11 protein-coding genes and 1 riboswitch are annotated in these 17,034 nt (G+C 32.0%); of the genes, 6 read left to right on the top strand and 5 right to left on the bottom strand.

Annotation, left to right across the window (positions count from 1 at the left end; translation table 11 throughout):
• Positions 1-536: 536 nt before the first annotated feature.
• The 5 genes from AXF11_RS10090 to AXF11_RS10070 form a co-directional block, all read right to left on the bottom strand.
• Complete coding sequence (locus tag AXF11_RS10090; RefSeq protein ID WP_068157893.1) at positions 537-2,144, bottom strand: peptide ABC transporter substrate-binding protein; 1,608 nt, start codon at positions 2,142-2,144, stop codon at positions 537-539.
• A 24-nt stretch (positions 2,145-2,168) separates the two neighbouring features.
• Positions 2,169-3,320 (bottom strand): methionine adenosyltransferase, encoded by a 1,152-nt coding sequence (gene metK, locus AXF11_RS10085; protein WP_068157892.1) that lies wholly within the window; start codon positions 3,318-3,320, stop codon positions 2,169-2,171.
• A gap of 66 nt (positions 3,321-3,386) precedes the next feature.
• Positions 3,387-3,485, bottom strand: a riboswitch (SAM riboswitch).
• A gap of 61 nt (positions 3,486-3,546) precedes the next feature.
• The gene (locus tag AXF11_RS10080; protein ID WP_231724711.1) at positions 3,547-4,770 is read right to left on the bottom strand and encodes an SEL1-like repeat protein; all 1,224 of its coding nucleotides are present in this window, start codon (positions 4,768-4,770) and stop codon (positions 3,547-3,549) included.
• Between the two features lie 48 nt (positions 4,771-4,818).
• Positions 4,819-6,432, bottom strand: a complete 1,614-nt coding sequence (locus tag AXF11_RS10075; RefSeq protein WP_068157891.1) for a phospholipase D family protein — start codon at positions 6,430-6,432, stop codon at positions 4,819-4,821.
• A 12-nt stretch (positions 6,433-6,444) separates the two neighbouring features.
• Complete coding sequence (locus AXF11_RS10070) at positions 6,445-7,800, bottom strand: MATE family efflux transporter (protein ID WP_068157888.1); 1,356 nt, start codon at positions 7,798-7,800, stop codon at positions 6,445-6,447.
• A 666-nt stretch (positions 7,801-8,466) separates the two neighbouring features.
• Here AXF11_RS10070 and AXF11_RS10065 point away from each other — a divergent pair.
• The 6 genes from AXF11_RS10065 to AXF11_RS10040 all read left to right on the top strand — a co-directional run bounded on the left by AXF11_RS10065 (position 8,467) and on the right by AXF11_RS10040 (position 16,860).
• Positions 8,467-9,213 (top strand): hypothetical protein, encoded by a 747-nt coding sequence (locus AXF11_RS10065; RefSeq protein ID WP_231724710.1) that lies wholly within the window; start codon positions 8,467-8,469, stop codon positions 9,211-9,213.
• Between the two features lie 116 nt (positions 9,214-9,329).
• Positions 9,330-10,658, top strand: a complete 1,329-nt coding sequence (locus tag AXF11_RS10060) for a B12-binding domain-containing radical SAM protein (protein ID WP_068157879.1) — start codon at positions 9,330-9,332, stop codon at positions 10,656-10,658.
• The gene (locus AXF11_RS10055; RefSeq protein ID WP_068157875.1) at positions 10,642-12,558 is read left to right on the top strand and encodes a GH3 auxin-responsive promoter family protein; all 1,917 of its coding nucleotides are present in this window, start codon (positions 10,642-10,644) and stop codon (positions 12,556-12,558) included. Before AXF11_RS10060 ends, AXF11_RS10055 begins: the two co-directional genes overlap by 17 nt.
• Complete coding sequence (locus AXF11_RS10050) at positions 12,555-13,874, top strand: B12-binding domain-containing radical SAM protein (RefSeq protein ID WP_068157873.1); 1,320 nt, start codon at positions 12,555-12,557, stop codon at positions 13,872-13,874. Before AXF11_RS10055 ends, AXF11_RS10050 begins: the two co-directional genes overlap by 4 nt.
• Before the next feature lie 509 nt (positions 13,875-14,383).
• Positions 14,384-15,688: a B12-binding domain-containing radical SAM protein gene (locus tag AXF11_RS10045; protein ID WP_068157871.1), complete on the top strand. Its 1,305-nt coding sequence runs from the start codon at positions 14,384-14,386 to the stop codon at positions 15,686-15,688.
• Positions 15,685-16,860 (top strand): B12-binding domain-containing radical SAM protein, encoded by a 1,176-nt coding sequence (locus tag AXF11_RS10040; protein ID WP_231724709.1) that lies wholly within the window; start codon positions 15,685-15,687, stop codon positions 16,858-16,860. Before AXF11_RS10045 ends, AXF11_RS10040 begins: the two co-directional genes overlap by 4 nt.
• The last annotated feature ends 174 nt before the right edge of the window (positions 16,861-17,034 follow it).

Below are 17,034 nucleotides of genomic sequence, written 5' to 3'. Positions count from 1 at the left end.
TTATAACTTCTATATTTTACTACAAAACATCAATTATATCAAATTTTTTTATATCGAAGGATAGTTTAAAAATTTTAGTGGTAGATTTTTAGTTTCAAATTTTTTAAGTTATTCTTGATTACAAGATGTTATTTTTTTAATATTGCTCTTTTATTTGTTATATAAGGGAAAAGCCCCCCTTTCCCCTTATAATCCCCACGTCAGTCTAAGCATTTTTTCTGCGTCAAAGCTGAAACTCACTTCGTTCAGACAATCGTCTTTACTCCAAAAAAATCACGACACCTTTATATAGTAGTAAAATTTAAACCGTCGGAGCATTTTTGTGTGCTGACAAAACTGTCTGAGCAAAAGCGAGTTTTTTGGCAGTACATAAAAATGTCGAAGACTAGCCGGGGTGCAGGGGTGCGGCGATGAGCACTTCTGCTTAAAAAATAAAAAATTATTTTAGGACTTTATGGATTGAATAAGAAACTTAAAATAGAAATTTTTATTTACCCCTAAATATTTTATTCCATCGCATACCAAAGCACAATAAACTATTTAATATAAGCATATGTAAAATCTGTAATTCCAGTTATTTCTCTTCGGATTAGCCCATGAATTTTAGGGTTTGTGTAAGTATTTTCGATTGCAAAATAAATTGGAGCAATTATTGCATCATTAATTAAAATCTTTTCAGCTTCATTAATTTTCTTATCTCTTTCGGCACTTTTTGGCATTTTATAAATTTCATCTACTAATAAATCGTATTTTTGTTTTTGCCAGACAGAAACGTTTTTATCGTCTTTTGTTTTCCATCTGTCAAAATATGTTGTCGCATCGTCATATTTTGGCGACCAAGTATTTAGCACGATGTCATACTTTTCGCTTCTTGTCATATTTAATCGCTCTTTTAATGACACGACTGTTATTTTCGTCTTTAATCCCAATTTTACTCTCAGCTCTTCTTGAATATGCTGTATTTCCAATGTTTCAGGGTCAGAATTTCCCGCAAGCAAATCTAATTCCAACTCTTTTACTCCAAGTTCCCTTAAGGCTTCGTTGTATAATTTTTTTGCCATTTCGGGATTTTTGTCGTTTATGTAATCTTTATCAGGATACTCTTTTCTATATTTTTCTGAGTTTCCAGAAATCTGATTGCTGATAACAGATTTTGCTGGAATTGAACCGTCATTATTTTTTATTTTTTTTATATTTAAATCTCTGTCAATTGCCATTGAAATCGCTTGTCTTAATTTTTTATTTTTTAAAAATTTGTTGTTTAGATTATAGTCCAAATACCACAATTTTCCTATTAAAAAAGAATTTAGCGTTTTTTCCTTTTTATATTTTTCAAGATTATAGTTCTCAACCCTTGAAATATCAATTTCTCCATTTTCTATCAAATTGTCCACAGCATGAAAATCTGAAGAAACAATATATTTTATTTTAGGTATTTTTATATTTTTTGCATTCCAATAATACTCATTTTTTACAAGTAATATTTCTCCATCGCTTAATTTTATTATCTTATAAGGTCCGTTAAACAAAAAACTGTCTAAATTTACAGCAAATGTTTTTTTGTGAGACTTATAAAAATCTTCTTTTAAAGGCGCTGTTATTGGGAGTGTCAAAATATATTTAAAGTAAGCTACTGGATGTTCAAATTTTATTTCAAGAGTACTGTCATTTATAGCTTTAATTCCCAAGTCATTAACTGAGGCTTTCCCGTTGTAATATTTTTCTGCGTTTTTTACTGGAAAAAGCATTTCTGAGAATCTGGCTGCTGTTTCAGGATTTAAAACCCTTTTAAACGCGAAGACAAAATCATTTGCAGTAATTTTTGAACCATCACTCCATTTAGCATTTTTTCTAATTTTAAAGATCATCTTATTATTTTTCTTATCCTCTATAAAACTTTCGGCAACTCCACCAGTATAATTTCCATTTTTATCAAGTCTTAATAACCCCTCATAAATGGAACTGTCCACTTGAACTGAAATCATTTCTGTAAATAAATGCGGATCTAATGTGCTGTAATTAATTCCCAAATTAAACACGACAGGTTCATCTTTTTTTGATTTACCTTTAAAAAAAATATTTCCTAATACTATCCCCAAAATCAAAATAACTATAACGAAAAATAAAATCCAAGATTTTTTCACAAATTCCTCCTTAACAGTTAATGTTTATTTTAAAGCTTCTTTTATTTCTTCAACTTTATCCAATTTTTCCCAAGGTAAGTCAATATCGGTTCTACCAATATGACCAAATGCCGCTAAATCTTGATATCTAAATGACGGTTTTCTTAAACTTAGAGCTTTTTCGATTCCTCTAGGCGTCAAATCAAAAATTTTTGAAACAGCTTCTTCGATTTTAACTTCATCCACAACTCCAGTTCCGAATGTTTCCACTCTTATTGACACTGGCTCGGCAACTCCTATCGCATAAGACAGCTGAACCTCACATTTAGTGGCAAGCCCTGCCGCAACAATATTTTTAGCAATCCATCTTGCCGCATAAGCTGCTGATCTGTCAACTTTCGATGGGTCCTTTCCGGAAAAAGCTCCTCCACCATGTCTAAAATATCCACCGTAAGTGTCAATTATAATTTTTCTTCCAGTAAGCCCAGAATCTCCGTGAGGCCCACCAATTACAAATCTCCCAGTCGGATTTATATGAAATTTTCTAACTTTGTCAATTTTTAAATCATATTTTTCAAGCACAGGTTTTATTACTTTTTCTTTTAAATTTTTCTCAATCTGATTCTGATTAACTTCTTCATTGTGCTGAACTGATAAAACTATTGTATCCACTTCTAAAACAGTTCCATCTTCATCATAGGCAAGCGTAACTTGTGCTTTAGCATCGGGCCTAGCCCAGGCAAGTTCTTTATTTCTCGTAAGTTCTGTCAATTTCTGAATAATTCCACGAGATAGGACAAGTGCTAATGGCATAAATTCTTCTGTCTCGTTTACCGCTCCACCAAACATAATTCCTTGATCTCCAGCTCCGCCTGTGTCAACTCCCATCGAAATATCAGGCGACTGAGAATGAATAGTATTTAGTACACCGCAATCAGCATCAAATCCCATTCCCGGTCTATACCCAATTTCAGTTATCTTTTCTCGCACAACTTTTTGCACATCCACATACGTTTTGGTTGTGATTTCTCCACCTACTGCAACTAATCCTGTTGTTGCAAATGCTTCACAGGCAACTCTAGAATTTTCGTCATCTTTTAGACAAGCGTCTAATATTGCGTCAGAAATTTGATCACAAATTTTATCTGGATGTCCTGGAGATACAAATTCTGATGTAAAATAAATTTTTTTTCTCATTTTTTCCTCCTAAATTTCATTTTAAATTGTTAAAAAAAACTCTTCCTGCTCGGAAGAGAATTATAATTCTTATCTTCGCATTTAATGCCAGGATTTAGCACCTTGTAAATACAGGTTGCTGGATACTCAAAACGGGCCTGTCCCTAGTATCTCTCTTGATAAGCTATTTAATTTTAAATTACTTGCACTTAGTATACAATATTTTTTTTTGAATGTCAAACTTTTTTTACTTACTGTATTCCTTTGCTTTATTATTCATGATCTCGTCTATGTTTACTTCTTTTTTATCACCTGAATGTTTTCCACTTGCTGTTTCTTTTTTTTCTTCTACTTTTTTCTCCTCTTCAGCTTTACCTTTGCTCTTAACACTGTTTAATGTACTTTCTGTAAGACTTTTTGAATTTTGATTTCCTAAAAAAGTTGTACTGCTTTTAGTTGTTTCATTTTTTGAGCTAGAATTACTTTTTTCTTGTGCTGTATTTGAACTATTTGGTCTTTCTAATCTTTCAAGTGTTGCTTTGGCGTTTTTATCACCATTTTGTGCTGCAATTTTGTACCATTTTAATGCTTCAGATGTGTTGTTTTGATTTTGATACGACATTGCAATAGGCATTGCAAGTGATTTATTTCCCGCTTTATACGCTTTTAACAAATAAGGTCTAGCTTCTTCTTGTTTTCCACTGTCATAAAGCATTGCTCCGACTTCAAAATTTGCTTCCTTTACACCACGGTTAGCAGCTTTTTGAAACCATTTCACAGATTCCTGCGTATTTTTCTGTTCTTTATTTATAAGCGCTATACGTACATCTGCTTCTTTGATTCCAGCATTATAAGCTTTTTCAAAATATTTTTTGGCCTCGTCGTATTTTTTAGCTTTTACCAAATCTACGGCTCTGTTGTATTCTTCTGCTCCTGGTCGCATTCTAAGTTGTCTAATTACAACTGGTCCGCCACTACTTCCACCGCCTTGTCTTCTTGCAACTCTTTCAGCTGTTCTTGGAAGTTGTGCCATAAGTTTATTTGCTTGGTCTGTATTTCCTTCCTGTTTTAAAATTACTGCCAGGTTATAAATTGCTTCTGGATAGCCTCTGTCAACTCCGTATTGCAAAATTTGTTTTACTTTGTTAGTATCTTTTAAATTGTAATAAAGTTGCGCTAACGACATAATTGACTCTTTGTCTCCATTTTGTGCCTTTGTCAACGCTTCAGAAACTTTTACAGGATCAATTTGGTTGTCAATTAATTTTTGTTGTTCTTCTGGAGTTAAATTTTGAATATTTGGGTTTCCTTGCTGACCTTGTGCTCCTAAATTAAAAATATCTGTGTTTATCGGTTTATTTGAAATTTGTGTCTGTGCTGATTTATTCTTAACTTTCTTTTTACAAGACACCGTCATTGTTCCCAACGCTAATAAAATTAGTAAAAATGTTATTTTTTTTCTCATTTTCATAGTTTTTCCCTCTCTTTAAAATTTATTTATATTATTTTTAATACTACTTCAAAACGAACCTAATTGGGCCGCATCTAATATTTTGTACATAAAATCTTGACTTGCTTTTGTTGTTGGCTCATCATCAAAATTTATTGTAAACAGTCCATCTTTATTTTCCCACAGCCTGTTAAAATAGTCGTAGACATCTTTTGTCAATTTAGAATCTTTATCTGTCAAAATTCTGAAATTTGCGTCCATTATATAACCACGAATATTTTTCTTGATATAATTTGCTGAGCCAGTATGTATTATAACACTTCCATCTGTTTTTTTCATTAGCATTATCTTTGTATGGTATTGCTCATTATTTGTGAAATACCATTTTATCTCAATTTTATTTCTTGTCTTTTTCTTTAACTTTTTTGAAACAGGTTTATTTGGAAGTCCATTCGTACTCATTCCAAAAGCGTCCCTGCTCCTGTCAAAAATAATTCTCACTTTTACCCCACGATTAGCAGCTTTTATAAGTCTATTTATAACTGGTTTATCCGCCAAAAAGTACATTCCCATAAGAATTTCATCTCCAGCCTTTAGACTATCAATATCTTTGTCCAAATTTTTTCCAATCATAGCTTCTGACTCAAACTGCAATTTGTAATTATTAGCTAATTCATCATTTTGTAATACATTTTCTTTTTTTGTAAGTTCCCCCGTTTCAAAAAAATCTTTTGTCCCTTTTTCAACAAAATTTTCTTTATTTTTTTCAATTTTTTCAACTTGCTTTTGTAAATCTGTCTTCAAATTTTCATCTTCTTTAAATTCAGGTTCTGATTTTTCAGATTGTTTTACACGAATGGGTTTCTTACTTTCACTCTCACTTGAAACATCTATATTTCCGCCTGAAAATTTTGCAACTAACTGCAAATCGTTTAAAACATCTTTGGTTATTTCTCCATCCGCTGAAATCGCCACATTTTCGTGGAAATAACTGGGATCGTGAATATTTGCACTCGCAATTACGACTTTGTCTTCATTTAAGAATATTTTTCTGTGATCAGCCTTTACATTTAAAGCTCGAAATAAATTTCTAAGCGTAAGTTTTGGCCACATCGGTCCATAAAAATTGGGAATCCAACCTTTATTTTGTGGATTTCCAAGAGGCTCTATAACACTTCTCCAAATTGGCGAATACCACGGAAAAGTGTCTTTTAACTTGTAAATATCCACAGTTATAACATCTATTCCAGCATTTTTCATCTCCGTGATAAATGGGTGTTCAAATGCTCCATATAAATCATTATTTTCGTCCGATAATACATATACTTTTAAATTTGGATTTTCCATTTTCTTTTTTATAAGTCTTCTCGTATATTCTTTTGCAAATTCAGGAAATTTATCCACATCTTTGTTGTAAATGTCGTTAAACAAAAACATTTCAATTATCAGATAATCTTTTGCGTTATCGACGACTTCGTAAGTTGCATCCCAAATTTTTCTATCGTATTTAACGTTTCCATCTTTGTCCAAATATGTTAAATCGTAATGAAAATCAACATTTTTACTATCCCTAATCGGACTTTCATAATCAACTCCTTCAGGCGGTGTTTTTATTGTGGAACACGACACAAGAAAAAATAGAATACTTACTGCAAAACTTTTTTTTATTATATTTTTTTTCATTTTTTATTCTCCCTAGCTTACCAGATTGTTAATCCATTTTCTACTCTTTAACCTTCTTATACAAGGTAAAATTTTTATAACTTCATCACTGCACGAAAGTAAATAAACTATATAAATTGGCCATCCCAGCTGAAGTCCTGTAAAATATGTAATTGGAATTGCGACAAACCACAGTGGAACTAAATCCATAAATATCGTCCAAATTACATCTCCTCCAGCTCTTAAAATGCCCACTAAAAGCTGTAAACTTAAAGATTTCACAATAATTATAAGTACTTCCGATTTTACAATCTGCTTTGTGAGCGGGTAAATACTTTTAGAAATACCCATTAGTGACAAAATTACTGGACTAAATAAAAGCACAAAAATTCCTACTAAAATACCGCAAAAAAAAGAGACCTTTAACAAAATCACAGAATAATTATAAGCATTCTCTTCATTTCCCGCACCGATTTCATTACCTATAATCGCTGAAGTTGCACTTGAAAGTCCAAAAAATAATGTCAAAACGAGACTGCTTATCGCTTTTACAGTTTGAATTGAAGCCGCATAATTTGTCCCCATTCTTCCAAAAATGACGATATAGACACTAGCTCCCAAAACCCAAAATATTTCGTGCAAAAACACGGGAAGTGAAATTTTCATAACTTTTACGAAAAATTGCAGTGATAAATCAAACAATTCATTTATTTTCCCCGCAATCGGCAACTTCAATTTATAAATTATAAAAATTATATAAAAGGTGCTTACAATCCTTGCTATAACAGTCGCAATTGCAGCCCCTCTAACTCCTAACGCAGGAAAACCAAAATATCCAAATATTAACACAGTATTAAACATCAAATTTACAACAAGTCCGATGACACTTGAATAAAATGAATATTTCGTCTTTCCAATCGCACGAAGCTGCATATTAAACGCGAATCCAACTCCCACCAGAGGATAAATCCAAGCCACTATTCTTATATATGCTACTCCTACTCTTATAACTTTGGCATCTTTCGTAAACACTGAAATTATAACTTCTGGAATAAAAATCCCGCCAAAGAAAAAAAGTAAGGAAAATACAAATCCAACAATGACCGTAATTCCAAGACATCGTTTCAAATTTTTATAATCTTTATTTCCGAAATACTGAGCCGCCAAAATTCCACCGCCACTGTTCATTCCAAAAAGTGAAGTCATAAAAATCATAAATATCTGATTAGCAAATCCTGTTCCAGCAACCGCAACCGTTCCAAGCCCCAATGCCACATTATTTTTTCCAACCATAAAAATATCAATAAAATTCATAAGGCTATAAATCATATTTTCTATTGCAACTGGAAGTCCTATAGAAAAAACTTTTTTATAAACTGCTTTTTTCATTCTTCTCCTTTAATAATTATGTTTAAAATTTTTTTATTTTTATAAAATTATACAAGAATAATATTACCATTATTTGAAAAATTTTTCAATCATAATAAAAAAATTGAGATGAAGCAAAACATTTAAAGGTAAATAAAAACTTCTATTTTAAGTTTTTCATTCAATCCAGAAAATTACTAAAATAACAATTTTTTTCTATTCCTTTTTTAAGCAGAAGTGCTCATCGCCGCACCCCGGCACCCCGGCAAGGCTCAAGACATTTTTATGCACTGCCAAAAAACTCGCTTACGGCGGGGCAGTTTTGTCAGCACATAAAAATGCTCCAACGGTTTAAATTTTACTATTATACAAAAAGTGTCGTGATTTTTTTGGAGTAAAGACGACTGTTTGAGCACGTTTAGCGCGAGTTTCGGCTTTGCTTCAAAAAAATGCTTAGACGAGCGTGGGGATTATAAGGGGAAATGGCGGTCCTTTCCCCTTATGTAAAAAATAAAAAAATAATATTAAACAAAATAACATCTTGTAATCAAGAATAACCTAAAAAATTTGAAATTAAAAAATCTGCCCCTAAAATTTTTAAACCATCAAATTATTATTTTTATTTTGTTATGAATAAAATATGAGGTATAATTTATTAAACAAAAAATTAGGAGTTTTTTTATTGTAATGGAATGTAAAATTTTTGCTGTAAAAGATATAAAAAATAATAATAAAATTGTGGAAAATATGTTTTTACTTATGAAAAAACATTATGAAAATATGAAAAAAGATAAATTTTTAAGAGATTTGTATGATAAAAATGATGTTTTTCTGTTGTTTGAAAATAATGAATTAAAGGGATTTTCTACAATAAAAAAAATGGAGCTAAATATTGAGAATAAAAAAGAGGATGAGGAAAAAACAGTTAACAAGAAAATAGTCGGATTTTTTTCTGGGGACACTATTATTGAAAAGGGATTTTCATGGGGAATTGAATTTCAGAAGGAATGGATAAAATACTGCCTTCTGGAAAGTGAAAAAAATATGAAAAATGGCGTGAAAACTTATTGGTTCTTGATTTCTAAAGGGATAAAGACATATATGTATTTACCAACTTATTTTAAAAATTTTTGTCCAAAGGCGGATTATACTGAAAGTGAGATGGAGAAAAAAATAAAAGATATTTATGCTGAAAAAATATATGACAGCAGATACTGCAAGGAAAACGGAATTGTAAAAAATGATGGAACAAATGACTTTTTGCGGGAAAATGTCGTTGTACTGTCAGAAAAACAGCTGAAAAATAAAAATATACAGTTTTTTTTAGAGAAAAATCCTAATTATAAAAAAGGGGATGAGCTGGTGTGCCTTGCCGAAATTTCCTTTGATAATTTAACAAATTTGGGAAAACGGGTTTTGAAGGAAATTTTTTAATTTTTGAAATTAAATAGTTTGATTAAAAAAATAAAATTTGATTTTTTAAAAAAATAAAATTCAATGATTTTTATGATAAAATATTGTAAGCTAAATAAATAAAAAAGGTGAATTTTATGAAGATGTTGTTTGTTTATCCTGGATTTGGAAAGAAAAAGGGACAGAAATATATTTTTCAGTTGAGGACGTTTGAGCCACTTACGTTTGCTTACTTGCGGGCATTGACTCCTTATGATATTGAGTGTGAGCTGATTGATGAGAGGATTGAGGCAATTGACTATGATAACGATGCAGATATTGTTGTAATTACTTTGGAAACGTATACGGCACGGCACGGATATGAGATTGCTAAAAGATTTAGGGAAAAAGGAAAGAAGGTTATTGTTGGGGGGACACATGCTTCGCTTGTTCCAGAAGAGGCTATGAAGTATGCAGATTCTGTAGTTACAGGATATGCTGATGATATTTGGGGGAAAATTATTGAGGATTATAAGAACGGGACAGAAAAGAAACTCTATATTGGGGGGCTTAGCAATAAATTTTTAATACCCGACAGAAGTATTTTTAAGAAAAAATATTTAATTTCAGTTGTGGAAACTGGGCGTGGGTGTCCTCATCACTGTGAATTTTGCGCAATTTCGGCAGTTAATAAGAAACGGTATGCTAAAAGACCTGTTGATAGTGTAATTGAGGAATTGAAGCATATAAAGTCAAAATATATATTTTTTGCTGATGATAACTTTGTTGCAGATCCGAAATATGCGTTGGAGCTTTGTGAGAAGATAAAGCCGTTAAAGAAAAAATGGATTTCGCAAGGGGCGATAACGATGGCAAAAAACGAGAAACTGCTTGCGGCTATGCGAGATAGCGGATGCCTTTTTATTTTAATCGGTTATGAATCAATAAACAAGCAGGCTCTTGACAATATGAAAAAGGAATGGAGCTACAAGCTGGGAGATATTGAGGAATCAACACGGATTATACATAAATACAACATTGGAATTTATGCCACATTCGTTTTTGGGTTTGAGGAAAAAATCGGCACTACGTTTGAAGATACTGTAAAATTTGCACAGAAAAACCATCTGGAATTTGTCCAGTTTAACTATCTCGTACCTTTCCCAAATACCGAACTTTATTTTAAAATGGAAAAGGAAGGAAGGCTTTTGTACAAAAAGTGGTGGCTGGAGCCGCAAAAATATTCATATTTATTTTTTGAACCTTATGATATTTCTACAAATGAATTTCGTGACAGGTGTATTGCAGTAAGATATGCCTATCATTCTGTAAAAAATATTTTGGGAAGAACTTTTGATGTGTTAAAAAGGACAAAAAATATACCATTTTCCATTATGTATCTGTTTTTGAGCTTTGGGCAGAAGGCTGTTATAAAGAAATTTCAGGATTTGCCAATTGGAGATAATTTAGATGAAAAAATTCGGTAAAAAAAGTAAATTTTATGAAGTAAAAAATTTAAAATATGTGATTTTAAACAGATTATTCATATTTTTTTGTAAAAAATCCTACAAAGATTTTATTTCCAATATAAAAAGTAAAAATAAAATTCGGGAAACACAAGTAAAAATACTTTTGGAAATATTGAAAACTAATAAAAATACAGAATATTTAAAAACTTTTGAAACAGAAAGCCAAATTTTAAATGCAGAAAATGAAAAAGAATTAATAGAAAAGTTTCAGAATAAAATTCCGATTGTGAATTATGAGGATATTAAGGAGTTTGTAGAAAAGGAAAAAAGTGGGGAAAACAATGTTCTTTTGAGTGATAAAATCAAGCTATTTGAACTTACGAGCGGAAGTACATCCGATGTGAAATATATTCCATACACAGAGAAATTTTTGAAAAGCTATATGAATGGCGTTTTTGCATGGATTTACAATTTATATCAAAATAATAAAAGACTTTTTCTTGGAAGTTCCTACTGGTCTGTTTCTCCTATTTTAAGGCGAGAAGCTATAACTAGTGGAGGAATCCGTGTGGGAATCGAAGATGATACTTCATATTTTGATAAAGTTTCTGCATTTTTCTTAAATAAACTGTTTACAGTTCCGAAAGAAATAAAAAACATTCAGAATATGGAGGATTTTTTGCTGATTACAGCGGTGTTTCTGCTTTTGTCAGAAAATCTTACGATGATTTCTGTCTGGAGTCCATCGTTTCTTATGATTTTGCTTGACTTTATTGAAAAAAATCATAAAGTGATTTGTCAAATTGTAAAAAGCGAGGATTTAGGCACTGAGTTTTTTGCCGATAAAAATTTGGGAAATAAAAAGTATTTTCAGATTATTAAGAAAAAGTATAGAAAATTGTGGAAAAAAAATAGAAGTAAATTTTTGATAAATTATTTTGATGAATATGAAAAAAATATTTTGAGTAAAAATGATAAAACTCAGAATTTGGAAATTACGGAAAAAAATAACGAGAATGAAATCATGGCTGAAAATAAGAATTTGGAAACTAAATCAGGAAATAAAATTGTGGAAAACTTTGTGGATTACTCTGTGATTTGGGAAAAGCTTTCGCTTGTTGGCTGCTGGGCGGATAGTGATTCCTATGAAATTTTTATAAAATTGAAGAAAAAATTGAATCCCAATAAAAAAAACATAAATTTGAAATTTCAGGGAAAAGGGCTTATGTCAACGGAATGCATCGTAAGTTTTCCGCTGGAAAATGTGAAAAATGGGAGCGCTATTGCCTATAACTCGTTTTTTTATGAATTTATTCAGGTTTCTGATGATAAGCTGGAAAACAGGAGCCCAAAACTTTTGGATGAATTGGAGATGGGAGAGCGTTATTGCGTTGTTGTTACGACAAATGCAGGGCTTTACAGATATAATACGAATGATATTGTGGAAGTTACAGGATTTTATCATAAAATTCCAATTGTAAAGTTTGTTGGGAGAATGAACAATTTTTCTGACATTGTCGGGGAAAAGTTAAAAAATTCGTTTGTGGAAAAGCAGGTTTTAACAACATTGGAAGAAAATAATATAAAGGGGGAATTTTTACTGTTTGCACCAGTAAAAAATGAAACGGGGGGAATTTTTTATACTTTATTTTTAGAAATAAAAAAAGAAGATAGAAAATTTAATTGGAAACAAATTGAAAATGAAATTAATAGCAGTTTATGCAAGGCATTTCATTATGAATATGCGTATAAATTGGGGCAGTTGAGGAAAGTAAGAGTATTTTTAATAGAAAAGGATGGATTAAAGACTTATACGGCTGAAAAATCGAAAAAGCAGAAAATAGGCGATATAAAATATCGGCTGCTAGATAAAAATTTTGGCTGGGAAAATAAATTTGCAGGAGGATTTGGAGAATGAAAGTGGCATTACTGGCACCGGCAGGGGCAATGTACAGGTTTAACGGAACATTTAAGAAGGCGATTCACTATGCACCGCTCACATTATCGACACTTGCGGCGTATATCCCAGAAGACATCGAAGTTGTAATTCATGATGAAACAATTGAAAAAATACCGCTTGAACTGGATGCGGATATTGTGGTTATGACTTCTATTACGGGAACCTCGGAAAGAGTGTATAAATACGCAAGATACTTTAAAAGCAAAGGAAAAAAGGTTATTTTAGGTGGACCGCATCCGACACTTTGTCCAGAAGAGGCGATACAGCATTGTGATTCTGTTGTAATTGGGCGTTCTGAATGGCTTTTTACGGAAATAATGGAAGATGCGAGAAATAACAGTTTAAAGAAATTTTATGTGCAGAAGGAAAATAGCCTGGAAAATTTGAAATTACCAAAAAGGGAACTTTTGAAAAAGGAAAGATATGTTTCGATAAACAGCATTGAGGCAACCAAAGGCTGCTCTTTTGACTGTTCTTTCTGCGTTGGAAAGGCTTTATATCCAACATTTTTAAAAAGACCGATTAATGAAATTATTGCGGAAATTGAGACTTTTAAGAAAAAGGAAGTTTTATTCTTAGATTTAAATTTAATTGCCGACAAAAATTATGCAAAAAAATTGTTCTTAGAACTGATACCATTAAAAAAATGGTGGTTCGGGCTGGCAACTTCCAACCTTGTTCACGATGACGAAATGATAAAGCTAATGGCAAAAAGTGGCTGTAAGGGCTTGCTTATTGGATTTGAAGCTGTTTCGAAGGAATCGTTGCGGGCTATGAATAAAGGGGTAAATGTTATGGCTGATTACCATTTGCTTATGAAAAAGCTGCATCATTATGATATTGCTGTAAACGGAACTTTTACATTCGGTGCAGATGGCGATGATAAGGATATATTCAAGCGAACTGTGGAGGAAGTAATAAAAATGAAAGTTGACTTGCCAAGATATTCTATATTAACTCCATTTCCTAAAACAAAACTTTACAATGATTTGCAAAAGCAAGGCAGAATTTTTGAAAAAAACTGGACAATGTATGACGTTCAGCACGCTGTATTCCATCCAAAAAAAATGACAGCACAGGAACTTCAGGAAGGTGGAATTTACGCTTGGAGGGAAACTTATAAAGTAAGCTCAATTTTAAAAAGAATTGCAAGATTTAGCATTATTGCACCAATTCTTCTAAATACAAATTTAGGATACAGACATTATGCAGATAAATTGGAGGAATTTACTTTTGAAAAAATGACAGATAATTCTGATATTCCAAATATCTGATGTTAATCTTAAAATTTGAATTACATACTATATTAGCAAGGAATTATAGTTTCTATTTTCTGATAGAATTTAATATTAGATTATTTTGTTTAATAACAGTTTTTACTATTTTTATTATGTTTTTCTTTTTTTCGCAGGATTGCTCATTGCCGCAAATCCTGCACCTATGGCTAGACTCCGACTTTTATTTGCCCAGCTCCGAAACTCCTCCTTCCAGTCGTCAGACAGTCGTAGCTGAACAAATAAAAGCTCCGCCGGTTTATTAAACTAAAAAATATTTATTATTAATTTCCAAGATTTTAATTATTTGGATAAACTTAAAATTACTGCGAAAATGAAACTTGCTTTGCTCGGACAATCAATTTTATTCCAAAAAAATCACAACATTTTAATTCAATAATACCAATTGTGATATTTAAAAAATAGTTAAAAACTTTATATAAATAAAATTTTAAATTTAATTATAATGTTTAAGATAATAAATTAAATTATTGATAAGGAGAAGAAAAATGAAAATAGCTTTTTTACGTCCAAATATGGGGGGGAAACGTTCCAATGATGCGATAGAGCCACTGGCTTTTGCGGTGCTTTCGGGGCTTACGGATAAGACTAGACATGAGCTTATGCTGTTTGATGATAGGATTGAGGATATTCCGATGGATCTTGAGGTTGATTTAGTTGTGATTTCTACGTTTACGATGACGGCTAGACGGGCTTATGAACTGGCGGATAATTATAGGAAACGTGGGGTTTATGTGATGATTGGAGGGTATCACGCTTCACTTATGCCTGATGAGGTGCAGGAACATGCTGATACGGTTTGTGTGGGAAGTGGTGAGATTACCTGGAATGAATTTTTGCGTGATTTGGAAAATGGAGTACCAAAAAAGAGATATGGGTGTACAAAATTGCCTGATATTAATGATGTTGTCTACGACAGAAGCATTTACAAGGGGAAAAAATATTCTTTTGTCGTACCAGTTCAGTTTGGACGAGGGTGTATGCACCAATGTGAATTTTGTACAATTGGAGCGGTTCACAAGGGAGATTTTCAGCATAGGAGCATTGAAAATGTGATAAACGAGGTAAAAGAAATTTTTAGAACGAATAAAAGGGCAAAAATTGTTTATTTTGTGGATGATAATATTTTTGCCAATAAGAAAAAGGCTTTGCAGTTATTTGAAGAATTGAAAAAATTGAAGATAAAATGGGCTTGTCAAGGCAGTATTGATATTGCAAGAGATGAGAAATTGATAAAATTGATGTCAGAAGCGGGGTGCATTGAAATGCTTCTGGGATTTGAAAATATAAATATAAAAAATATTAAGAAGATGAAAAAGGTTGCAAATTATAAGTTTGACTATGAAAAAATCATTGATATCTATAAAAAATACAGGATACTTGTACACGCAAGCTATGTAATTGGGTATGATTATGATGATAAAAACTGCTTTGATGAGATTCTGGAATTTTCTAAAAAGCATAAATTTTTTCTTGCAGGCTTTAACCCGGCATTGCCGATACCAGGAACTCCTTTTTATGAAAGATTAAAAAAAGAAGGAAGACTTCTTTATGAAAGATGGTGGCTGGATGAGAACTTTCGTTATGGGAAAGCGTGCTTTGAGCCATATAATATGACGATCGAGGAATTTGAGGCGGGAATTTTGAAGTGCAAGGTGGAATATAACAGACATTCGAGTATCTGGAAAAGGCTATTTGACGGTGCTGCCAATTTTAAACATGCCCTTGTATTTCTTGCTGTAAATTATATCAATCGAAAAGAAGTTTATAACAAAAAAGGAATAAAATTATGAGAATAATGCTTGTTTTAGCAAAGGATAACATTTACAAATACAACTCGATTCACAAAAGAAAATATTATCCGCAAATTACGTTAATAACGCTGGAATCACTAATTGACAGAAAGTATAACGCTGATGTCGTTATTGTCGACGAAGGTGTGGAAAAATGGGATGCTACTTCTAAAAAATATGAAAATGAAAAATTTGATGTAATTTGTATTTCTTCGGTAATTTCAGGATCGAAAAGGGCAAAAGAGATTGCCAAGTTTTGGAAAAATAAAGGAGCGTATACATTAATTGGCGGACATTATGCGACAGCTTTGAAAGAAGAGGCATTACAATATTTTGATACAGTAATTACGGGCGCTGCTGAAATTTCATTTCCGATGTTTCTTGAAGATTTTACAAATGGAACTCCAAAAAGAGAATATTTTAACCTCGTTGGAAATGATTATGAACCGAAGCCATTAAACCGAAAACTTTTGAAAAATAAAAAATATTTCAAAAATTATGGCACAATCGTCGCAAACAACGGCTGTCCAAATAAATGCTCCTACTGCTCCATCACAAAGATGTATTCTGGAAAAAATCAGATAAAAAGCATAGAGTACGTGATAAATGAAATAAAAACAAATAAGCCCAAAAAATGGATATTCCTTGATCCAAACTTTTTAGGCAACAGAAATTACGCCATTCAGCTAATGGAAGAATTGAAAAAATTAAAAATAAAATGGACGGCTTCCGCAACAATAAATATCGGTAATGATAAAAAAATTCTGCAGTTAATGAAAGAATCTGGCTGTATAGGCTTGGTTATTGGCTTGGAAAGTTTTGTTCAGGAAAATCTTGATGGAGTAAATAAAAAATTTAACAATGTCGCAGAATACAAAAAACTCGTAAAAACGATTCAATCTTATGGAATATCAGTCCTTTCCACACTTATGATAGGAATGGAAACTGACACAGTGGAGTCAATTCGCCAAATTCCCGATATTATTGAGGAAATTGGAGTAGATGTGCCAAGATATAACATAATTACTCCGTATCCAGGAACACCTTTTTTTAATCAGTTAAAAGAAGAAGGCAGATTGCTTACAGAGGACTGGTATTACTACGACACTGAAACAGTCGTATTCAAGCCTAAAAATATGAGTTATGAAACATTGCAAAAGGAATTTTATTAAATAATGCAAGAACACTCGCGACTTTTAGTCATGAGATGAATTGTTTGAGAATTTTAGTAAGCATATAGGGAAACTTGTATGTAGACACGGAAGAAAAACCGTGCAACAAAGAAACTGAATTGCTGGGAACTCTTAAAGCTAGTATGACCACAACATAGCAATCTTACTCATAAG

It is taken from the genome of Leptotrichia sp. oral taxon 847 (assembly GCF_001553645.1).
GTDB lineage: Bacteria > Fusobacteriota > Fusobacteriia > Fusobacteriales > Leptotrichiaceae > Leptotrichia.
Note: the sequence above shows the minus strand (reverse complement) of the source record. Positions and strands in the feature narration are given on the sequence as shown.

Coding starts and splice junctions, on each gene's coding strand:
- metK (WP_068157892.1), bottom strand. CDS start 3,320: ATGAGAAAAAAAATTTATTTTACATCAGAATTTGTATCTCCAGGACAT.
- AXF11_RS10080 (WP_231724711.1), bottom strand. CDS start 4,770: ATGAAAATGAGAAAAAAAATAACATTTTTACTAATTTTATTAGCGTTG.
- AXF11_RS10075 (WP_068157891.1), bottom strand. CDS start 6,432: ATGAAAAAAAATATAATAAAAAAAAGTTTTGCAGTAAGTATTCTATTT.
- AXF11_RS10070 (WP_068157888.1), bottom strand. CDS start 7,800: ATGAAAAAAGCAGTTTATAAAAAAGTTTTTTCTATAGGACTTCCAGTT.
- AXF11_RS10065 (WP_231724710.1), top strand. CDS start 8,467: ATGGAATGTAAAATTTTTGCTGTAAAAGATATAAAAAATAATAATAAA.
- AXF11_RS10060 (WP_068157879.1), top strand. CDS start 9,330: ATGAAGATGTTGTTTGTTTATCCTGGATTTGGAAAGAAAAAGGGACAG.
- AXF11_RS10055 (WP_068157875.1), top strand. CDS start 10,642: ATGAAAAAATTCGGTAAAAAAAGTAAATTTTATGAAGTAAAAAATTTA.
- AXF11_RS10050 (WP_068157873.1), top strand. CDS start 12,555: ATGAAAGTGGCATTACTGGCACCGGCAGGGGCAATGTACAGGTTTAAC.
- AXF11_RS10045 (WP_068157871.1), top strand. CDS start 14,384: ATGAAAATAGCTTTTTTACGTCCAAATATGGGGGGGAAACGTTCCAAT.
- AXF11_RS10040 (WP_231724709.1), top strand. CDS start 15,685: ATGAGAATAATGCTTGTTTTAGCAAAGGATAACATTTACAAATACAAC.